Genomic DNA, 19,373 nt, shown 5'->3' on the forward strand with positions numbered 1-19,373 from the left:
GGCTGGAGTTGCCCCGCCGGGCGGAAATCCAGCCCCGCCGGCGTTTGAGGCGCGGGGGTCCGGGGGCGGAGCCCCCGGAGGGTCCGGGCGGAGCCCGGCTGGGGGTCCCCCCGGACGGAGTCTGGGGGATGGGGGAAGGGCGGGTGGGGGACAGCCCCGCGCAGCGGCAGCCCAGCCGACGGCCGGGCACCGGCCACGGCACGCGGCCACCGCCCGGCCAGGGCCCGGGTACCCTGGAGTGTCCCCGTCCGTCAAGAACCCTGGAGCTCGGCTGTGCGCATCGATCTGCACACCCACTCCACGGCTTCCGACGGCACCGACACCCCCGCCGAGCTGGTCGCCAACGCCGCCGCGGCCGGGCTGGACGTCGTCGCGCTGACCGACCACGACACCGTCGGGGGATACGCCGAGGCCCTCGCGGCCCTGCCGCCCGGTCTCACCCTGGTGACCGGCGCCGAGTTGTCCTGCCGCCTCGACGGGGTCGGGATGCACATGCTCGCGTACCTCTTCGACCCGCGCGAGCCCGAGCTCTCCCGTGAGCGCGAGCTCGTGCGCGACGACCGCACCCCCCGCGCGCAGGCCATGGTCGGCAAGCTCCGGGCGCTCGGCGTGGACGTCACCTGGGAGCAGGTGGCCCGGATCGCCGGTGCCGGCTCCGTGGGGCGCCCGCACATAGCCACCGCCATGGTGGAGCTCGGCGTGGTGCCCACCGTCTCCGACGCGTTCACCGCGGACTGGCTCGCCGACGGCGGCCGCGCCTACGCCGAGAAGCACGAGCTCGACCCCTTCGACGCCATCCGCCTGGTCAAGGCGGCCGGCGGGGTCACCGTCTTCGCGCACCCCGCCGCCGTCAAGCGCGGCGAGTGCGTCCCGGAGTCGGCGATCGCCGCCCTCGCGGCCGCCGGTCTCGACGGCATCGAGGTGGACCACATGGACCACGACGACGCCACCCGCGACCGGCTGCGCGGCCTCGCGGCCGACCTCGGCCTGCTGACCACCGGGTCCAGCGACTACCACGGCAGCCGCAAGACCTGCCGCCTCGGGGAGTACACGACCGACCCCGAGATCTACGGCGAGATCACGCGCCGCGCCACCGGGGCCTTCCCCGTTCCGGGCGCCGGCGGACCCGCCGCCCGCGCCTGAGCGGCGCGCGGCCCCTCCCCACACCCTCTTTTCGTAACACCCCTCACCTGCAAGGCATCACTGTGTTTGATTTCGCCGTCTTCGGATCCCTTTTTCTCACGCTTTTTGTGATTATGGACCCCCCGGGGATCACGCCGATCTTCCTCGCCCTCACCTCGGGGCGCGCCGCCAAGGTCCAGCGCCGCATGGCCTGGCAGGCCGTCTGCGTGGCCTTCGGAGTCATCGCCGTCTTCGGCATCTGCGGCCAGCAGATCCTGGACTACCTGCACGTCTCCGTCCCGGCGCTGATGATCGCGGGTGGTCTGCTGCTCCTGCTCATCGCGCTCGACCTGCTCACGGGCAAGACCGACGAGCCCAAGCAGACCAAGGACGTCAACGTCGCCCTCGTCCCGCTGGGCATGCCGCTGCTGGCCGGTCCCGGTGCGATCGTGTCCGTGATCCTGGCCGTGCAGAAGGCCGACGGCTTCACCGGCCAGGTCTCCGTGTGGTGCGCGATCATCGCCATGCACGTGGTGCTGTGGCTGACCATGCGCTACTCGCTCGTGATCATCCGGATCATCAAGGACGGCGGCGTCGTCCTGGTCACCCGCCTCGCGGGCATGATGCTGTCGGCCATCGCCGTCCAGCAGATCATCAACGGCGTGCTCCAGGTCGTCCACGGAGCCTGAGACCGCATGCGAACGCCCCCGCACCGAGGACGGTGCGGGGGCGTTGTCGGAAGCATCAGGAGGACGCCGTCTCGGCCGGTCGGATGAGGATGCGCTGGCCCACCGCGGCGGCCTGCTGCACGATCCGGTTGACGGAGGCCGCGTCCACGACGGTGCTGTCCACGGCGGACCCGTCGACGTCGTTCAGGCGCAGAATCTCGAAGCGCATGGCTTCTCCCTTCGTCGGTGTTCTCCTTGCGAAGGGTTCAACGGGCGGCGCACCAGAAACATTCCCTACGCTAAGGAAATTTTTTCCTTAGCTAACTACCGAGCGCTCAAGGATCGCCAAAAGCTCACTAGAGAATCGGCTGTGACCTGCGGGTTCTCGGCGTTCGGCGAGTGTTCGGCGGCTTCCACCAGGACCCGGGAAGCGCCCAGCCGGACGGCCATGTCGTCCATCAGCGGCACCGGCCAGGCGTAGTCGACCGTCCCCGACAGCACCAGCTTCGGCAGCGCCACCTCCGCCAGCTCCGCCACCCGGTCCGGCTCCGAGATCAACACCCGCCCCGTGGCGATCAGCTGCTCCGGTACGGTGCCCAGCCAGCGCTCGCGCAGGAACTCCGCCAGCTCCGGGGCATCGGGGACGGCGTCCTCGGGATCGTGGGCCCGCATCGCCTCCCACACCCCCGGCATGTCCTCCCGCATCGCCTCCAGGGCCGCGACCAGCAGCTTCGTACGCGCCCGCTGCTCCTCGGCGATCGCTCCCGGACCGCTGCTCATCAGCGTGAGGGAGGCGAAGGGGGAGGCGTCGCGCAGCACCGCCGCGCGGGCGACCAGGCCGCCCAGGGAGTGGCCGACCAGGTGCAGCGGCCCCCCGCCGAGCGCCGCGGCCTGCGCCAGGACGTCCCGGCCCAGCTCCTGGAGCCCGTACGCGGACTCCTCGCGCGGCCCCGGGCTCTGGTACTGGCCGCGCCCGTCGACGGCGACGACCCGGTAGCCGGCCGCGGCCAGGGGTTCCAGCAGGGCGATGAAGTCCTCCTTGCTGCCGGTGAACCCGGGGAGCAGGAGGACGGTGCCGCGCAGCGGCTCACCGGCCTCGTGCGCGGCGAACTCGCCGCGGGCGGTCGTCAGACGGTGCGCGCGGGCGGCGGGCGGCAGGGTGAGGCGCGGCGGCTTGCTCATGGCCCCGAGGTTACCGGCCCGTACGTCCGGGTACGAGGACGGCCCCGGCCCCCTGGGAAGGGGACCGGGGCCGTCTGCGGGTGTGAGCCCTACGCCTCCGGAGCGGCCTCGGCGACCTTGCGGGTCCGGGTGCGCTTCGGCTTCGCGGGAGCCTCGGCGGCGGCCTCGGCGACCGGCGCGGCCTCGACGGCCTTGCGGGTCCGGGTGCGCTTCGGCTTCGCGGGGGCCTCCTCGGCCACCGCGGCGGCGGGCGCCTCGACGGCCTTGCGCGGCGCCCGGGTGCGGCGGGCCTTGACGGGCTCCACCGGCGGGGCCATCTGGAAGTCCGGCTCGTCCACGGCGGGAGCGGCGACCTTGCGGGGACGACGCACCTTCACCGGCGCCTCCTCCACCACGAGGGTGGCGGTGGCGAGCGGCGCCACCGGGGTCTGGGTGGGCTTGCGGGTCCGGGTGCGCTTCGGCTTGACCGGCGTCTCCTCGGACACGGCCGGAGCCGGGACCTCGACGACGGCCGGAGCCGCGGGCGCCTCGACCACGGCGGCCGGAGCCGCGGGCGCCTCGACCACGGCGGCCTCGGCCACCACGGCCGGAGCGGCGACCCGGGTGCGGCGGCGGCGCGGGCGGCGCGGCTCGTCGGCGGCGGGCACGGCCGGGGCGGAGGGGGCCTCGGCGGCCGGAGCCACCGCGGGGACGGCCACGGCCGCGTCGTCCAGCTCCGCACCACCACGGGTGCGGCGGCGCTGGCGCGGCGTACGGGTACGCGCGGGACGCTCCTCGGTGACCACCGCGGCAGCGGCGGCGCCGCGGCCGCCACGGCCACCGCGCCCGCCGGTCTCGCCGAGGTCTTCGAGCTGCTCGGCCTTCAGGCCGGCCCGCACGCGCTCGGCGCGAGGCAGGATGCCCTTGGTGCCGGCCGGGATGTTCAGCTGCTCGTACAGGTGCGGGGACGTGGAGTACGTCTCCTCGGGCTCGTGGAAGTCGAGCTCCAGCGCCTTGTTGATCAGCTGCCAGCGCGGGATGTCGTCCCAGTCGACCAGGGTGACGGCGGTGCCCTTGTTGCCCGCGCGGCCGGTGCGGCCCACGCGGTGCAGGAAGGTCTTCTCGTCCTCGGGCGTCTGGTAGTTGATGACGTGGGTCACGCCCTCGACGTCAATGCCGCGCGCGGCGACGTCGGTGCACACCAGCACGTCGACCTTGCCGTTGCGGAACGCGCGCAGGGCCTGCTCGCGCGCGCCCTGGCCCAGGTCGCCGTGGACGGCGCCGGAGGCGAAGCCGCGCTTCTCCAGCTGCTCGGCGATGTCGGCCGCCGTGCGCTTGGTACGGCAGAAGATCATGGCCAGGCCACGGCCCTCGGCCTGCAGGATGCGGGAGACCAGCTCCGGCTTGTCCATGTTGTGCGCACGGAAGACGTGCTGCTTGATGTTGGCGACGGTCGCGCCCTCGCCGTCCTGGGAGACGGCGCGGATGTGCGTCGGCTGGGTCATGTACCGGCGGGCCAGTCCGATGACGGCGCCCGGCATGGTGGCCGAGAACAGCATCGTCTGACGCTTCGCGGGCAGGTAGCCCATGATCTTCTCGACGTCGGGCAGGAAGCCCAGGTCGAGCATCTCGTCGGCCTCGTCCAGGACGAGGGCCTTGACGCGGGAGAGGTCGAGCTTCCGCTGCCCGGCCAGGTCCAGGAGGCGGCCCGGGGTGCCGACGATCACGTCGACGCCCTTCTTGAGCGCCTCGACCTGGGGCTCGTACGCGCGGCCGCCGTATATGGCGAGGACGCGGACGTTGCGGACCTTGCCCGCGGTCAGGAGGTCGTTGGTGACCTGGGTGCACAGCTCGCGGGTGGGAACCACCACGAGGGCCTGCGGGGCGTCGGTCAGCTGCTCGGGCGTCGCCCGGCCGGCCTCGACGTCCGCGGGGACGACGACCCGCTCCAGCAGGGGGAGGCCGAAGCCCAGCGTCTTGCCGGTGCCGGTCTTGGCCTGGCCGATGACGTCCGTGCCGGAGAGGGCGACGGGGAGGGTCATCTCCTGGATCGGGAAGGGGGACACGATGCCGACGGCCTCAAGGGCCTCGGCCGTCTCGGGAAAGATCCCGAGGTCTCGGAACGTAGTCAGGGTGCTGCCTCTTCTGTGAGACGCGGCGCGAGGCGGCGAGGGGGGTCGTACCGTGCCGGGCTTGCAGTACTGCGCCCACCCAGGTTCGGGCGGGTCGTACGAAGCTGCGCGGGACCACTAGCCTTCGCTCAAGCGCTCGTGCCGCTGAGGGGGCCCCTCGTGCGGAGGTGGTACGCATGGACGTACACACCGCACAGAGGGCGGTCGGGTTGGAGCCGATCGGGCCACCGACCGGGCATCCTCATTCGGATGGCCCGCCGAGTATTCCGGCAGGCGCATTACCACTGTACCCCGGAATCGCGCAGGTGTGTCGGGTGAATTCACCGGGTAGGCGCGTTTACGTGGACTGAGCAGGTGGTTCGTGTCGCCTTTCGGCGGGCTATTGTGCGGAGCATGTCGACCGTAGAAAACGCATCTCCCGCCGACGACGGCGCGTCCGACGGCGCGCAGGGCATCGCCGCCCAGGACTGGGCGACCGCCTCGGCCTCGCCCCAGTACCGCGCCGCCGTGGTGGACCTGCTCGGCGCGCTGGCGTACGGGGAACTCGCGGCCTTCGAGCGTCTCGCCGAGGACGCGAAGCTCGCGCCCACCCTGGGCGACAAGGCCGAGCTCGCGAAGATGGCCTCCGCCGAATTCCACCACTTCGAGCGGCTGCGCGACCGGCTCTCGGCGATCGACGTCGAGCCCACCGAGGCGATGGAGCCCTTCGCCAAGGGCGTGGACGACTTCCACCGCCAGACCGCGCCCTCCGACTGGCTGGAGGGTCTGGTCAAGGCCTACGTCGGCGACTCCATCGCCAGCGACTTCTACCGCGAGGTCGCCAGCCACCTCGACACCGACACCCGTGCCCTGGTCGTCGGCGTCCTCGACGACACCGGCCACGGCGGCTTCGCCGTCGAGAAGGTCCGCGCCGCGATCGAGGCCGACCCGCGCTGCGGCGGCCGGCTCGCGCTGTGGGCCCGCCGCCTGATGGGCGAGGCCCTCTCGCAGGCCCAGCGCGTGGTCGCCGAGCGCGACGCGCTCTCCACCATGCTGGTCGGCGGCGTCGACGGGATGGCGGCCGGCTTCGACCTGGCGGCCGTCGGCGAGATGTTCACCCGCATCACCAAGGCCCACACCAAGCGGATGGCGGCCCTCGGCCTCGCGGCCTGATCCCCGCCCCGCCCCTGCGGGCACGAAGCCGGCCCCGGCCGCGGAACCCCCCGCGGCCGGGGCCGGCGCGCGTGCGGGGCCCGGGTCAGGCTCCAGCGCCGCTCAACCGCGCGACGGGAGCGAAAACGGAGGCCTGCGGGACCTTCTGCCGGAACCAGCCGCGGGCCGCAGGAGCAGCGAGAGCACGACGGCCGACACGCCCAGCCCGCCGAGGAAGGTCGCGAGCAGGGTGTTGTGCCACGGACCCAGTGCCGTGTGGGTGAGGTATGCCCCGAACAGGGCCCCCGCCACCCCGCTGACCAGCACCGTTCTGGTGGACGGAAGCCGCTTGGCGAGTACGCGCACAGCGGCGCCCGCCAGGGCGAGGCCCAGCAGGCCGGAGCCGATCGCCTCCATCAGCAGCATCAGGTCACTCCCATACGTCAGGGCAAACCGGGTCACTGCGGTCCTACCCGAAGCGGAAGAAACGGAAACGGCCCGGCGGTGTCAACCGCCGGGCCGTTCCCCTCAGTTCCCGGTGCCTCAGAGAGCTCCGAAACCGACCTTGCGCACGCTCGGCTCGCCCAGGTCGACGTACGACAGGCGGTCGGACGGCACGAGGACCTTGCGGCCCTTGACGTCGGTCAGGCTCAGCAGCGGCGCCGTGCCGGACAGCGCGGCGGCGACGATGCTCTCCAGCTCCTCGGCGCTCAGGTCGCTCTCCAGCACGATCTCCCGGGGTGCGTGCTGCACGCCGATCTTGACCTCCACGGCTATGTCCCTCCGACGGTCCGTTTCGCGCGATCAGCCGCGCCGTACCCGGTCCACATTAGCCCGGTGAGGGGACACGATCGGCTCGCGGCGGACACGCTCGCAGCGAACAGCGGCCGGTCAGGGCCCGGCGCCGGCGCCCCGCCGGACCCGCCCGCTCAGACTTCGGTGCCGTGCAGCGGGAAGCCCGCGATGCCGCGCCAGGCGAGCGAGGTCAGCAGCCCCACCGCCGTGTCACGGGGGACCGGGCTCTCGCTGGACAGCCAGTACCGGGCCACCACCTGGGAAACGCCGCCCAGGCCCACGGCCAGCAGCATCGACTCGTCCTTCGACAGGCCCGTGTCCTCGGCGATGACGTCCGAGATCGCCTCCGCGCACTGGAGCGAGACCCGGTCGACCCGCTCGCGCACCGCGGGCTCGTTCGTCAGGTCGGACTCGAACACCAGCCGGAACGCGCCACCCTCGTCCTCGACGTACGCGAAGTAGGCGTCCATCGTCGCGGCGACGCGCAGCTTGTTGTCACTGGTGGACTCCAGCGCCGTGCGCACCGCCACCAGCAGCGCCTCGCAGTGCTGGTCCAGCAGCGCCAGGTACAGGTCGAGCTTGCCGGGGAAGTGCTGGTACAGCACCGGCTTGCTGACGCCGGCGCGCTCGGCGATGTCGTCCATCGCGGCGGCGTGGTAGCCCTGCGCGACGAACACCTCCTGGGCCGCGCCCAGCAGCTGGTTGCGCCGGGCACGGCGCGGCAGTCGCGTGCCCCGCGGACGCGCTGCCTCGGTCTGCTCGATGGCTGTCACGCCGCCTCCCACTTTCTTCAAGAACACAGTGCGCTCTGCGCCGCGCCGCCATCGTACTTTTCGGTAACCGAATCTGGTGGGTTCAAGCCGAGTTTTCTCGCGGTACGGACCACGCGGACACACCCCTGACACGCTGGTCAGCGCCCGTCAGCGGTAGTCGTCCTCGTCCAGCGGGACCACCCGTGCCTGCTCCGCGGCATCCGCCTCCGGAGCCTCCCAGGGCTCCAGGCCGGTGAGCGAATCGTCCTCCTGCGGCTCGATCTCGATGTACTGCTCCGCGGTGTCCGCCTCCGGAGCCTCGGTGTTGAGTGCCTCCCGGAGTTCCTTGCGGAAGGTCTCCGGTTCCGCGGGATCGACTGTCATCGCGCTCCCCTCGCCTTCCCTTCGTCCTCCTCCCTACGAGCCTAGGAGGATCGACGGTCCGCCGCCAGACGATCCTGTGACCGCCAACACAAGCGAAGACACGGGGGTGAGCGTGATCGTCTCGTAACATTGGCCCATGTCTTCGACCGAGCTGCCGGGTGTGCGGTCCACCGTCGAGCCGACCTCCCAGGTGGGAGCCGCGCGGGTGGCCGAAGGAGAGCAGCTGCGCACCGTCGCGCTGCCGGGCCTGGAGATGAACGTACGTTTCCGGCCACCGGTGCGGGAGGGCTTGCCCCCGGCGCTCTTCGTGCACGGACTCGGCGGTTCCTCGCAGAACTGGTCGGAGCTCATGGAGCGGCTGGCCGACAGCGTCGACGGCGAGGCCGTGGACCTGCCCGGCTTCGGCTGGTCGCCGCCGCCCGCCGACCGGGACTACTCCGTCACCGGGCTCGCCCGCGCGGTCATCCGCCACCTCGACGCCGCCGGGCGCGGACCCGTCCACCTCTTCGGCAACTCCCTCGGCGGCGCCGTCTCCACCCGCGTCGCCGCGGTCCGGCCCGACCTCGTGCGCACCCTGACCCTGGTCTCGCCCGCGCTGCCGGAGCTGCGCGTGCAGTGGTCGGCGGTGCCCACCGCCCTGCTCGCCGTACCGGGCGCGGCCCCCCTCCTCGTCCGGCTCACCCGGGGACTGAGTGCCGAACAGCGCACCCTGGGGGTGACGGGCCTCTGTTACGGAGACCCCTCACGGGTGACAGAGGAAGGCTTCCGGGGCGCCGTCGAGGAGATGCGGCGCCGGATGGAGCTGCCGTACTTCTGGGAGGCGATGACGCGGTCCTCGCGCGGGATCGTCGACGCCTACACCCTCGGTGGCCAGCACGGACTGTGGCGCCAGGCCGGGCGCGTCCTCGCGCCGACGCTGCTGGTCTACGGCGGCCGGGACCAGCTGGTCTCGTACCGGATGGCGCGCAGGGCCGCCGCGGCCTTCCGCGGATCGAGGCTGCTGAGTCTGCCCGAGGCGGGCCACGTGGCGATGATGGAGTACCCCGAGGTGGTGGCCGCCGCCTTCCGGGAGCTGCTGCACGACACCGACCGGAACTCCGAAGACAGCAAGGGCTGAGAACCGTGGGACGACATAGTCGCAAGGACTCCGCCCCCGCCCGGCCGCGGCCGGAGGCCGCGCCGCGCGAGCCGGAGCCGGAGCCCTTCACACCCGGACCGGCGTTCCAGGGCGCGCCGGGAGCGCGCCGGGACGCCGAGGCCACCGTCAGCCACTGGGGCTACGCCCCGGCCAGGCCCACCCCGCCCGGCGCCCGCCCCGGCGGGCATCCCGAGCAGCGCGAGCCCGGCGGGGCCTGGGGAGCGGAGCCCGCCCCCGCGTCCGCCGCCGTCTACGGGGACTGGCGCGGCACCCCCCGGGCGGCCGCGCACACCCCGCCCGCGCACACCCCTCCCGCGCGTGGCGCCGACACGCCCGTGCGCGACGCCGGGGTCCCGGGGCACGTCGCCGGGATGCCCGTGCGTGGCGCCGGGGTCCCGGGGCGCGCCGCCGACACGCCCGTGCGCGAGGCCCGTATCCCCGTGCGCGAGGCCGGTATCCCCGCGCGCGCCGGCGCCGTCCCCGTGCGCGACACCGACACCCCGGCCTTCGGCACCCCCGCCGTCGGCTTCCCCCGGGTCACGGTGGCGCCCGCGCCGCCCGCGCCCGACCCCCTCACCTCCACCGGTTCCCGCCGCCGGGTGCCCGGTCCGCGCCGTCCCGGGGCGCCGGAGGCCCCCGTGGAGTCCGGGGCCGCCGAGCCGTCCGCCCCGGCCCGGGGCGCCCGGATCCGTACGTACACCGGAATGGCCGCGGCGGCCGTCACCACCGTGCTGGCCGTCGTCGTCGCCGGCCAGGTGGTCGCCGACAGCGACTCCGCCCCCGGCAACGCGCACGCCGCCGGGGACGACGCCCCCGAACGCTCCCTGAGCGGCCAGTCCGCCGCCTCCCGCTCCGACGGCCGCGCCACCCCGGCCAACCCGCCCGCCGTCGCCGCGCAGCCGCAGACCTACGAACAGCAGATGGCGCGACAGCTGCCCATCGACGCGAAACTCGCCGGTCCGGGCACCTTCGACACCGTCCCCGGCTTCGCCAAGGCGCCGGGCAAGGGGAAGGTGGTGCGCTACCGCGTCGACGTCGAGCAGGGCCTGGGCCTGGACCCGCAGCTGTTCGCCGAGGCCGTGCAGCGCACCCTCAACGACCCGCGCAGCTGGGGCCACGGCGGCGCGATGACCTTCGAGCGGGTCCCGGCCGGCGAGGCCGACTTCGTGATCACCCTGGCCAGCCCCGGGACCACCGGCACCTGGTGCGCCAAGTCCGGCCTGGACACCACCGTGGACAACGTCTCCTGCGACTCCGCCGCCACCGAACGGGTGATGATCAACGCCTTCCGGTGGGCCCAGGGCTCACCGACCTACGGCCCGGACCAGATGCTCGCGTACCGGCAGATGCTCATCAACCACGAGGTCGGCCACCGGCTCGGCCACGGGCACGTGAGCTGCCAGACCCCGGGCTCGCTCGCCCCGATCATGCAGCAGCAGACCAAGTCCCTCGACATCGACAACATCCACTGCCTGCCCAACCCCTGGGTTTTCCCCGGGAGTTGACCGAAGAGAGCCGCTGGACGACCGGATGGCGCGTTGACAGCGCGTCCGGTGATCGGTAATTGTTCTCCGCATGTCGCACCGCCACACCACCGCCGCGAGCGCCGCCATAGAGCTGGCGCTCCTCGGTGTGGCCGCGCACAGCGTGGCCGACATCTCCTGTCGCTGACGCCTGCCTGAGCGCGCGACCCGTTTCCGAACCGTCTCGCCGCGCCCGGGCCCTCCTGCCCGCGGGCGCGGCGTCCTCCTCTCGGTGCGCATTCCACCGGTGATCCCGAACGCCGCCTCCCGCGCGGCCGCTTCCGCATCCCGTACACGCATCCAGCAGTCGGCAGCCCTCGTGCCGCCGCACGCCGAGAGGTCCCTTTCCCCATGCGCCAGTCCCAGATATCGCGCCGTGTGGCCGCGGTCGCCGTCAGCCTCGTACTGGCCGGAGGCGCCGCCGCCTGCGGGCCCGAGGACGCCGCGGACAAGGCCTCCGCAGGCGGCAAGCCGGGCGCCTCCGGGTCCGCCCCGCAGAAGGGCGGCACCCTGACCGTCCTCAACAACGAGCCGCAGAGCGACTTCGACCCCGCCCGCCTCTACACCTCGGGCGGCGGCAACGTCCCCTCGCTGGTGTTCCGCACGCTCACCACCCGCAACCGGGAGGACGGTCCGGCCGGCGCCAAGGTCGTCCCCGACCTGGCCACCGACCTCGGCAAGCCCAACGCCGACGCCACCGAGTGGACGTACACCCTCAAGGACGGGCTGAAGTACGAGGACGGCAGCCCGATCACCACCGCCGACATCAAGTACGGCATCGAGCGCTCCTTCGCCGCCGAGCTGTCGGGCGGCGCCCCCTACCTGCGGGACTGGCTGGTCGGCGGGGAGACCTACGAGGGCCCGTACAAGGACGGCGGCAAGGGCCTCGACTCCATCGTGGTGCCCGACGCGAAGACCATCGTCTTCAAACTCCGCAAGCCCGAGGGCGAGTTCCCCTTCCTCGCCACCCAGACGCAGTTCGCCCCCGTGCCCAAGGCCAAGGACACCGGCGTCACGTACGAGGAGCACCCGGTCTCCTCCGGCCCGTACAAGGTCGTCAAGAACACCGGCGACGGCGAGACCCTGCTGCTGGAGCGCAACGAGAACTGGGACCCCAAGACCGACGAGGAGCGCAAGGCCTACCCGGACCGGATCGACGTCCGCTCCGGCCTCGACGCGGCCGTCATCAACCAGCGGCTGTCCACCAGCTCCGGCCCCGACTCCGCCGCCGTCACCACCGACACCAACCTGGGCCCCGCCGAACTCGCCCAGATCGGCGACAACAAGGAGCTCGCCTCCCGCGTCGGCACCGGCCACTTCGGCTACGTCAACTACCTGGCCTTCAACCCGAAGGTGGCCCCCTTCGACAACCCGAAGGTCCGCCAGGCCATCGCCTACGCCGTCAACCGCACCAGCGTCGTCAACGCGGCCGGCGGCTCCGCGCTGGCCGAGCCGGCCACCACCTTCCTGCCCGAGCGCGAGGCCTTCGGGTACACCCCCTACGACCCCTTCCCGGCCGGGAAGACGGGCAACCCGGCCAAGGCCAGGGAACTCCTCAAGGAGGCGGGCTTCGCCGACGGCCTCACCATCACCCTCACCCACTCCAACGCCCAGAACCGCCAGACCAGCCCCGAGATCGCCACCGCCGTCCAGCAGGCCCTCGCCGCCGCCGGCATCACCGTCAAGCTCGAAGGCCTGGAGACCAACGCCTTCAACGAGCGGCGCTGGGACGCCAGGAACACCCCCGGCTTCTTCCTCTCCCGCTGGGGCGCCGACTGGCCCTCCGGCGGCCCCTTCCTCGCGCCGATCTTCGACGGCCGGCAGATCGTCACCAACGGCTCCAACTACAACCACGCCCAGCTGAACGACCCCGCCGTGAACACCGAGATCGACGAGATCGCCAAGCTCACCGACCTCGCGGTGGCCGGCAAGCGCTGGGGCGCCCTCGACAAGAAGATCGGCGAGCAGGCCCTGGACGTCCCGCTCTTCCACCCCGTCTACAAGCGGCTCGTCGGCAAGGACGTCAAGAACGTCGTCATCAGCGACTGGACCGGCGTCCTCGACATCTCCCAGGTCGCCGTCAAGTGAGCGTCCTGACCAACGGGCCGGTGCCCGCGGCCGGGGTCACCACCCCGGCCGCGGGCACCGCCCGCCAGGTCCGGCGGAGGCTGCGCGGACGCCCGTCCGCCGTCACCGCCGCCGCGGTCCTGGCCCTCCTCGTCCTCCTCGCCCTCGCCGCCCCGCTGTTCGCCCAGCTCACCGGCCAGGACCCGAACACCTACCACGACGACCTCGTCGACTCCGCCCGGGGCGGCGTACCCCTCGGCTCCTTCGGCGGGATCTCCGCCGACCACTGGCTCGGCGTCGAACCCGGCACCGGCCGCGACCTGTTCACCCGCCTCCTCTACGGCGCCCGGATCTCCCTGCTCGTCGCCGTCGGCGCCACCGCCGTGCAGGTCCTCGTCGGCGTCGCCGCCGGACTCGCCGCCGGACTCGGCCACCGCCTCGCCGCAGCGCTCGTCGCCCGGCTCACCGACGTGATGATCGCCCTGCCCATGCTGGTCCTCGCGATCGCGCTGACCGTCGTGGTCCCGCCCGGATTCCCGCGCCCGCTGCTGCTGATCCTGGTCATCGGACTGCTCGGCTGGGGCACCACCGCCCGCATGGTGCGGGCACAGACCCTCACCCTGCGCGGCCTGGACTTCGTCGAAGCCGCCCGGCTCTCCGGCAACGGCACCCTGCGGATCGCCCGCCGGGAACTGCTGCCCTCACTGGCCGCACCCGTCATCACCTACGCCGCGATCCTCGTCCCGTCCAACATCGTCGCCGAGGCCTCGCTCTCCTTCCTCGGCATCGGCGTGAAGCCCCCCACCCCCTCCTGGGGCCAGATGCTCTCCAGCGCCCAGACCTGGTTCCGCGCCGACCCCGCCTACGTCCTGCTCCCCGCCGGGCTGCTCTTCGCCACCGTGCTGGCCTTCACCGTCCTCGGCGACGCCCTGCGCACGGCCCTCGACCCGCGCGAGGCCTCCCGCCTGCGGGTCGGCACCGGAAAGGAGCGCACGACGTGACCCGCTTCGTGCTCAAACGGCTCGGCGGGGCGGCCCTGGTGCTGCTCGCCCTGTCCGCCGCCGTCTACGCCCTCTTCTACGTCGCCCCCGGCGACCCGGCCCGCCTCGCCTGCGGCGAGCGGTGCAACCCGGCACAGATCGCCCAGGTACGCGCACAGCTCGGACTGAACGACTCCGTCGTCGTCCAGTACCTCCACTTCCTCCAGGGGCTGCTGGCGGGCCGCGACTACTCCGGCGGCGCCGGACTCGTCCTGCACTGCGACGCACCCTGCCTCGGCTTCTCGTACCAGAACGACCGCCAGGTCACCGAACTCCTCCTGGAACGCCTGCCCGCCACCTTCTCGCTGGCGGTGGGCGCCCTCGTGATCTGGCTCGCCCTCGGCGTCGGCACCGGACTGCTGTCCGCACTGCGCCGCGGCGGGTTCACCGAACGGGCGCTGACCGTGCTCACCCTCGCCGCCACCGGCACCCCCGTCTTCATCCTCGGCCTGCTCCTGCTCATGGCCGTCTGCGCCCATCTGCGGTGGCTGCCCTTCCCGACGTACGTGCCCTTCGCCGACGACCCCGAGCAGTGGGCCTGGAACCTGCTGCTGCCCTGGGTGACCCTCGGCTTCTTCGAGAGCGCCAAGTACGCCCGCCTCACCCGTAGTTCCACCCTGGAGACCCTCGCCGAGGACCACATCCGCACCTTCCGCGCCTACGGGGTGGGGGAGCGGGCCCTGGTCACCCGGCACGCGGTGCGCGGCGCCGTCGCGCCCGTGATCGCGCTCAGCGCCGTGGACTTCGGCACGATGATCGGAGGCGCCGTGCTCACCGAATCCCTGTTCGGCATCCCCGGCCTCGGCAAGACCCTCATCGACGGGGTGCGGGTCGTGGACCTGCCGGTGGTCGTCGGCGTCGTCCTCGCCATCGGCACGGCCGTCGTGATCGCCGGCGCCGTCGCCGACCTGCTGTACGCCGTAGCGGACCGAAGGGTGGCCCTGGCATGACCGAACCGCTCGTGGACGTGAGCGACCTGGTGGTGGACTTCCCCGTCGGTGAGCCGGGGGAGTACCTGCGCGCCGTGGACGGACTGTCCTTCGCCCTGGAACCCGGCCGCGCCCTGGCCCTCGTCGGAGAGTCCGGCAGCGGCAAGTCCACCGTGGCCGCCGCCCTGCTCGGACTGCACCGCGGCACCGGCGCCCGCCTCGGCGGCACCGTCCGCGTCGGCGGCACCGACGTGGGCTCCGCCGACCCCGGGGGGCTGCGCCGGCTGCGCGGCGGCGTCGCGGCCATGGTCTTCCAGGACCCGCTCAGCTCCCTCGACCCGTACCACCGCGTCGGCGACCAGATCGCCGAGGTGTACCGGATCCACACCACCGCCTCCCGGCGCGCCGCCCGCGCCCGCGCCGTCGAGGTCCTCGACCGCGTGGGCATCCCCGACGCGGCCCGCCGGGCCCGCTCCCGACCGCACGAGTTCAGCGGCGGCATGCGCCAACGGGTCCTGATCGCCATGGCGTTGGCGTGCGAACCCCGGCTGCTGATCGCCGACGAACCCACCACCGCCCTCGACGTCACCGTCCAGGCCCAGATCCTCGACCTGCTCCACGGCCTGCGCGAGGAGCGGGGCCTGGGGCTGCTGCTGGTCACGCACGACGTGGGCGTGGCGGCCGGGAGCGCCGACGAACTGCTGGTCATGCGCGGCGGCTCCGCCGTGGAGCGGGGTCCCGTGGACCGGGTGCTGTCCGCCCCCGGGGCCCCGTACACCCGCGAGCTGCTGGCGGCCGTCCCGCGGCTCGACGGGCCGCGCCCGCCCAGGTTGCGCCCGGCCCCCGACGCGGACGGGCCCGTCGTCGAAGCCTTCGGCCTGCGCCGGGAGTTCGGCCGCGGGAAGCGGCGCGTCGTCGCCGTCGGCGGACCGGACCCGGCCGACGGGGTCTCGCTCGCGGTGCGCCGCGGGGAGACGCTCGGCATCGTGGGGGAGTCCGGCAGCGGCAAGAGCACCCTCGGGCGGATGCTCGTCGGCCTGCTGGCACCCGGCTCCGGCCGGATCCACCACGGGGGCCGGGAGACGTCCGGCATCGCGCCCGGCGCCCAGATGGTGTTCCAGGACCCGCTGTCCTCCCTCAACCCCCGCCGCTCCGTGGGCGAGTCCATCGCCGACCCGCTGCGCGCGGCCGGCCGGCGCGACGGGGCCGCGATCCGGGCCCGCGTGGAGGAACTCCTGACCCGCGTCGGCCTGGAGGCCGGGCACTACGACCGCTACCCGCACGAGTTCAGCGGCGGCCAGCGCCAGCGCGTCGGCATCGCCCGCGCCCTGGCCCCCGAGCCCACGCTGATCGTCTGCGACGAACCGGTGTCCGCCCTCGACGTCACCACCCAGGCACAGGTCACCGCCCTGCTGGCCGAACTCCAGCGGGAGTCGGGGATCGCCCTCGTCTTCATCGCGCACGACCTCGCGGTGGTCCGGCAGGTCAGCGACCGGGTCGCGGTCATGCGCGGCGGCCTGATCGTCGAGGAGGGCCCGGTCGACGAGGTCTACGACCGCCCCGCCCACCCCTACACCCGGCAGCTGCTGGACGCCGTACCGGCCCTCGACCCGGAGCCGGCGGCACGGCGGCGGTCCGCGCGGCGAGAGGTGCTCGCGTAGGCCCGCACGGGTGCGGGGCCCCCTTTCTAGCGTGCTCGAACGCGAACCGTACGGGAAAGTTACGACTCTTCACCCCTTCCGGTGGCGCGACGGACAACCGTCCGTCGCACCACCGGCACATCCGCTTGAGTTCTTCCGCGGCGGGTCGACGGACCGACGGCGACCGCCTGGAACGGGAGATCGGGGGTGCCACTCGTGCGGATCGGACTGGTCACGGAAGGCGGTTATCCGTATGCGGCGGCAGAGTCCGGGCTCTGGTGCGACCGGCTCGTGCGCGGGCTCCCGCAGCACGAGTTCGAGCTCTACGCGCTGAGCCGCACCGCCGGCCAGGAGGCCCGCGGCCGGGTCCCGCTCCCGGGGCACGTCACCCGCGTGCGGACCGCCCCGCTGTGGGCCCCGGGCGACGACGGGCGCACGTACGCGCGGCGCGAACGGCGGCGCTTCACCGCCGGCTTCGAGCAGCTGGTCCGCGGGATCTGCGCGGACGAGGCCGAGGCCTTCGCCACCGGGCTCTACGAACTGGCCGCACTCGCCCGCGAACAGGGTGGGATGTACGCGGCCCTGCGCTCCGAAACGGCCGTACGGGCCGTGGAGGCCGGCTGCCGCGCCCCGGGCGCGGGCAGCGGCGTGGCGGCGGCCCGGGTACCCGACCTGCTGGAGTTCGTCGACGCGCTGGAACGGATGCTGCGGCCGCTGTCCCTCGACTGGTACGAGGAGCCCGGACTCGGCGCCGTCGACGTCTGCCACGCGGCGGCCGGCGGGGTCGCGGCGCTCCCCGGGCTCCTGGCCAAACGCTTCTTCGGGGTCCCGCTGCTGGTCACCGAGTACGGTGTCCGGCTGCGCACCCACTACCTGGAGCACGGCGAGGACGACCGGCCCGCCCTGCGCGCGCTCCTCGCGGCCTTCCACGTCCGGCTCGCCGGCGAGATCTACGCCGGCGCCGACCTCCTCACCCCCGGCAACGCGCACGCCCGCCGCTGGCAGGAGCGCTGCGGTGCCCCCCGCGAGCGGCTGCGGACCGTGTACCCCGGCATGGAGGCGGACCGATTCGCCGCCGTCGGCGAGGACCCGGACCGCGGCGACCCGGACACCCTGGTGTGGGTCGGGCGCGCCGAGCCCGCCAAGGACCTGATCGGCCTGCTGCACGCCTTCGCCGAGGTCCGCCGGGCCGCACCCGACACCCGGCTGCGGATCTTCTCGACGGCCGCCGTGCCCGGCTACCTGGCCGACTGCCGGTCGCTGGCGGCGCAGCTCTTCCCCGACGAGGCCGCCGACGCGCGGACGGTGGGGGAGAACCCGGTCGCCTTCGAGGAGATCGGCTGCCCCGAGACGCCCTCCCCGGCCGACGCGTACGGGGCCGGCCGGATCGTGCTGCTGTCCTCGGTGATCGAGGGCTTCCCCCTCACCCTCGCCGAGGCCATGTTCTGCGGGCGCGCCACCGTGTCCACGGACGTCGGGGCCGTCCGCGAGGTCATCGGCGGGACCGGACTGGTCGTGCCGCCGCGCAACCCCCGGGCGCTCGCCGACGCCTGCCTCGCCCTGCTGGGGGACCCCGAGCGGGCCCAGCGGCTGGGGGCGGCGGCCCGGGCCAGGGCGCTGGAGCTGTTCACCGTCGAACAGAACGCGGCCGCCTTCCAGGACGGCTACCAGTTGCTGCTGGCCCGCGGTTCCGCGCGGCCCGACGGAGAGGTCCCCTTCGAGCGGCCGGCCGAGGCGCGGGTGCCGGGGCACTGGACCACCCCGACGTGGGCCCCGCCCGTCACCCCCGCACCGGGTCCGGAGGCGGCGGCATGACGACCGTCGACCCGTACCCCGTCGCCGACGGCCACATCGCCGACGGAGCCGGCACGGCCCCGCCGACAACCCCGATCGCGAGCGGCGCCGGAGCGGGGACCGGGCCCGGCGCGGCCGTACCGGCCACACCGCAGACGGCCCGGCGCAGGGGCGGCGGGGATCCCGTCAAGGCCCTGCTGCACCGGCACCGGGAGCTGTGCGAGCGGGCCGTCGACGCGCTGGAGGTCGCCGCCGGACTGGAGGCGCACGGCATCACCGACCGCACCGCCGCCCGGTTCCGGCACCGGGACGTGTTCTCCCTCGCCGAGGAGCTGTACGCCCGCACCCCGCGCGGCGAGGCCCCGGCGCCCGCGCCCGCGCGGACCCCGGCCGGGCCCCGGGCGGTGCGCCGGTTCGGCTACGCCCTGCTCCCCGGTGCCCTCACGTTCGGGGCGGCCGCCACCGGGACGCCGTGGACGGGCCCCCTCGCGGTGCTCCTCACCACCGGCGCACTGGTGTGGCCCGGCCGGTGGCCCCGGGGACGCTTCCCCTACTCCGCCCACCTGCTCGCGGCGGCCGTCGTCGGATGGGCGGTCCACCGGCACGGGCCGGCACTCGGAGCCGCCCTCGCGCTGGCCGTGGCCCCCGGACACCTCGCCGGGGCGTACTACGCCGCCCGGGCGCGCCGCCGGCTCGCCGGGAGCCGGGTCCTGGAGGACTTCGCCGCCGGGTCCCGGCCCCTGCTCGCCGGGGTCCTGCTGCCCTTCGGCGCGGCCGCCGCGGGGGCGGCCGCGCTCGCCGGGGCCGACCCGGCCGCCGCCGTACCGCTCGCGGTGCTGCTGTTCCTGGTCCGGCTGCTGCTCCGGCACGGCGCGCACCGCGCCCCCCTGGCGGCGGCCCTGGCCCTCGCCCTGGTCCCGGCACCGGCGGCGGTGGCCGCCGCGGCCGCGGGACTCCTCGTACACGCCGTGCTCGCGCTGTCCCGCGCCTCGGCCCACGCGCGGCCCTGAGCGCCGTACCCCACCCACCGACCCCCACCCAACCCACCCAAGGAGAAACAGGATGACCGGCCAGCCAACCAACCGAGGGGCCGCGCG

Annotated in this window: 19 protein-coding genes; 12 read left to right on the top strand and 7 right to left on the bottom strand. The window is 73.9% G+C overall.

The window, feature by feature from the left end:
- Window positions 1-273: 273 nt before the first annotated feature.
- Together ABZW32_RS05015 and ABZW32_RS05020 are read left to right on the top strand one after the other, a co-directional pair.
- Window positions 274-1,143: a PHP domain-containing protein gene (locus ABZW32_RS05015; RefSeq protein WP_356211278.1), complete on the top strand. Its 870-nt coding sequence runs from the start codon at window positions 274-276 to the stop codon at window positions 1,141-1,143.
- Window positions 1,144-1,205: 62 nt separating this feature from the next.
- On the top strand, window positions 1,206-1,811 hold the full coding sequence (locus ABZW32_RS05020) for a MarC family protein (RefSeq protein WP_266842099.1): 606 nt from the start codon (window positions 1,206-1,208) through the stop codon (window positions 1,809-1,811).
- 55 nt (window positions 1,812-1,866) lie between these two features.
- On the opposite strand, the gene ABZW32_RS05025 is transcribed toward ABZW32_RS05020, so the two are convergent.
- The 3 genes from ABZW32_RS05025 to ABZW32_RS05035 all read right to left on the bottom strand — a co-directional run bounded on the left by ABZW32_RS05025 (window position 1,867) and on the right by ABZW32_RS05035 (window position 5,017).
- Window positions 1,867-2,019, bottom strand: a complete 153-nt coding sequence (locus ABZW32_RS05025; RefSeq protein WP_167456791.1) for a hypothetical protein — start codon at window positions 2,017-2,019, stop codon at window positions 1,867-1,869.
- Between the two features lie 95 nt (window positions 2,020-2,114).
- Window positions 2,115-2,972 carry an alpha/beta hydrolase gene (locus ABZW32_RS05030; RefSeq protein ID WP_356211282.1) on the bottom strand — a complete coding sequence of 286 codons (858 nt, stop codon included), beginning with the start codon at window positions 2,970-2,972 and terminating at the stop codon, window positions 2,115-2,117.
- Between the two features lie 89 nt (window positions 2,973-3,061).
- Window positions 3,062-5,017, bottom strand: coding sequence for a DEAD/DEAH box helicase (locus ABZW32_RS05035; protein WP_356211284.1), 1,956 nt, complete (start codon window positions 5,015-5,017; stop codon window positions 3,062-3,064).
- Window positions 5,018-5,476: 459 nt separating this feature from the next.
- Here ABZW32_RS05035 and ABZW32_RS05040 point away from each other — a divergent pair, with 459 nt between their 5' ends.
- A complete protein-coding gene (locus tag ABZW32_RS05040) occupies window positions 5,477-6,235 on the top strand; it encodes a ferritin-like fold-containing protein (protein WP_356211286.1) in 759 nt (252 codons plus the stop codon).
- Window positions 6,236-6,337: 102 nt separating this feature from the next.
- Here ABZW32_RS05040 and ABZW32_RS05045 read toward each other — a convergent pair whose 3' ends face one another.
- The 4 genes from ABZW32_RS05045 to ABZW32_RS05060 all read right to left on the bottom strand — a co-directional run bounded on the left by ABZW32_RS05045 (window position 6,338) and on the right by ABZW32_RS05060 (window position 8,145).
- On the bottom strand, window positions 6,338-6,640 hold the full coding sequence (locus tag ABZW32_RS05045; RefSeq protein ID WP_356211288.1) for a hypothetical protein: 303 nt from the start codon (window positions 6,638-6,640) through the stop codon (window positions 6,338-6,340).
- A 117-nt stretch (window positions 6,641-6,757) separates the two neighbouring features.
- Window positions 6,758-6,985: a DUF3107 domain-containing protein gene (locus ABZW32_RS05050; protein WP_280916425.1), complete on the bottom strand. Its 228-nt coding sequence runs from the start codon at window positions 6,983-6,985 to the stop codon at window positions 6,758-6,760.
- A gap of 158 nt (window positions 6,986-7,143) precedes the next feature.
- Window positions 7,144-7,782, bottom strand: coding sequence for a TetR/AcrR family transcriptional regulator (locus ABZW32_RS05055; protein WP_356211291.1), 639 nt, complete (start codon window positions 7,780-7,782; stop codon window positions 7,144-7,146).
- A 147-nt stretch (window positions 7,783-7,929) separates the two neighbouring features.
- Window positions 7,930-8,145 carry a hypothetical protein gene (locus ABZW32_RS05060; RefSeq protein WP_356211294.1) on the bottom strand — a complete coding sequence of 72 codons (216 nt, stop codon included), beginning with the start codon at window positions 8,143-8,145 and terminating at the stop codon, window positions 7,930-7,932.
- A gap of 136 nt (window positions 8,146-8,281) precedes the next feature.
- Here ABZW32_RS05060 and ABZW32_RS05065 point away from each other — a divergent pair, with 136 nt between their 5' ends.
- The 9 genes from ABZW32_RS05065 to ABZW32_RS05105 all read left to right on the top strand — a co-directional run bounded on the left by ABZW32_RS05065 (window position 8,282) and on the right by ABZW32_RS05105 (window position 19,286).
- Window positions 8,282-9,262: an alpha/beta hydrolase gene (locus tag ABZW32_RS05065; protein ID WP_356211296.1), complete on the top strand. Its 981-nt coding sequence runs from the start codon at window positions 8,282-8,284 to the stop codon at window positions 9,260-9,262.
- Between the two features lie 5 nt (window positions 9,263-9,267).
- Window positions 9,268-10,788, top strand: coding sequence for a DUF3152 domain-containing protein (locus ABZW32_RS05070; protein ID WP_356211299.1), 1,521 nt, complete (start codon window positions 9,268-9,270; stop codon window positions 10,786-10,788).
- A 70-nt stretch (window positions 10,789-10,858) separates the two neighbouring features.
- Complete coding sequence (locus ABZW32_RS05075; protein WP_356211301.1) at window positions 10,859-10,954, top strand: Ms4533A family Cys-rich leader peptide; 96 nt, start codon at window positions 10,859-10,861, stop codon at window positions 10,952-10,954.
- Window positions 10,955-11,157: 203 nt separating this feature from the next.
- Complete coding sequence (locus ABZW32_RS05080; protein ID WP_356211304.1) at window positions 11,158-12,894, top strand: ABC transporter substrate-binding protein; 1,737 nt, start codon at window positions 11,158-11,160, stop codon at window positions 12,892-12,894.
- 5 nt (window positions 12,895-12,899) lie between these two features.
- A complete protein-coding gene (locus ABZW32_RS05085; protein WP_356211607.1) occupies window positions 12,900-13,874 on the top strand; it encodes an ABC transporter permease in 975 nt (324 codons plus the stop codon).
- Window positions 13,871-14,863, top strand: a complete 993-nt coding sequence (locus tag ABZW32_RS05090) for an ABC transporter permease (RefSeq protein ID WP_356211306.1) — start codon at window positions 13,871-13,873, stop codon at window positions 14,861-14,863. Before ABZW32_RS05085 ends, ABZW32_RS05090 begins: the two co-directional genes overlap by 4 nt.
- On the top strand, window positions 14,860-16,503 hold the full coding sequence (locus tag ABZW32_RS05095) for an ABC transporter ATP-binding protein (protein ID WP_356211308.1): 1,644 nt from the start codon (window positions 14,860-14,862) through the stop codon (window positions 16,501-16,503). The genes ABZW32_RS05090 and ABZW32_RS05095 overlap by 4 nt, the downstream gene beginning before the upstream one ends.
- Before the next feature lie 195 nt (window positions 16,504-16,698).
- Window positions 16,699-18,297: a DUF3492 domain-containing protein gene (locus ABZW32_RS05100; RefSeq protein WP_356211311.1), complete on the top strand. Its 1,599-nt coding sequence runs from the start codon at window positions 16,699-16,701 to the stop codon at window positions 18,295-18,297.
- Window positions 18,294-19,286 carry a hypothetical protein gene (locus tag ABZW32_RS05105; protein ID WP_356211313.1) on the top strand — a complete coding sequence of 331 codons (993 nt, stop codon included), beginning with the start codon at window positions 18,294-18,296 and terminating at the stop codon, window positions 19,284-19,286. The genes ABZW32_RS05100 and ABZW32_RS05105 overlap by 4 nt, the downstream gene beginning before the upstream one ends.
- Window positions 19,287-19,373: the final 87 nt, after the last annotated feature.

The organism is Streptomyces sp. NPDC004667, assembly GCF_040609475.1.
GTDB lineage: Bacteria > Actinomycetota > Actinomycetes > Streptomycetales > Streptomycetaceae > Streptomyces.

Excerpts from the sequence above, each read along its gene's own strand:
- ABZW32_RS05060 (WP_356211294.1), bottom strand. The coding sequence starts at position 8,145 with ATGACAGTCGATCCCGCGGAACCGGAGACCTTCCGCAAGGAACTCCGG.
- ABZW32_RS05105 (WP_356211313.1), top strand. The coding sequence starts at position 18,294 with ATGACGACCGTCGACCCGTACCCCGTCGCCGACGGCCACATCGCCGAC.
- ABZW32_RS05095 (WP_356211308.1), top strand. The coding sequence starts at position 14,860 with ATGACCGAACCGCTCGTGGACGTGAGCGACCTGGTGGTGGACTTCCCC.
- ABZW32_RS05025 (WP_167456791.1), bottom strand. The coding sequence starts at position 2,019 with ATGCGCTTCGAGATTCTGCGCCTGAACGACGTCGACGGGTCCGCCGTG.
- ABZW32_RS05075 (WP_356211301.1), top strand. The coding sequence starts at position 10,859 with ATGTCGCACCGCCACACCACCGCCGCGAGCGCCGCCATAGAGCTGGCG.
- ABZW32_RS05065 (WP_356211296.1), top strand. The coding sequence starts at position 8,282 with ATGTCTTCGACCGAGCTGCCGGGTGTGCGGTCCACCGTCGAGCCGACC.
- ABZW32_RS05040 (WP_356211286.1), top strand. The coding sequence starts at position 5,477 with ATGTCGACCGTAGAAAACGCATCTCCCGCCGACGACGGCGCGTCCGAC.
- ABZW32_RS05045 (WP_356211288.1), bottom strand. The coding sequence starts at position 6,640 with ATGCTGCTGATGGAGGCGATCGGCTCCGGCCTGCTGGGCCTCGCCCTG.
- ABZW32_RS05080 (WP_356211304.1), top strand. The coding sequence starts at position 11,158 with ATGCGCCAGTCCCAGATATCGCGCCGTGTGGCCGCGGTCGCCGTCAGC.
- ABZW32_RS05030 (WP_356211282.1), bottom strand. The coding sequence starts at position 2,972 with ATGAGCAAGCCGCCGCGCCTCACCCTGCCGCCCGCCGCCCGCGCGCAC.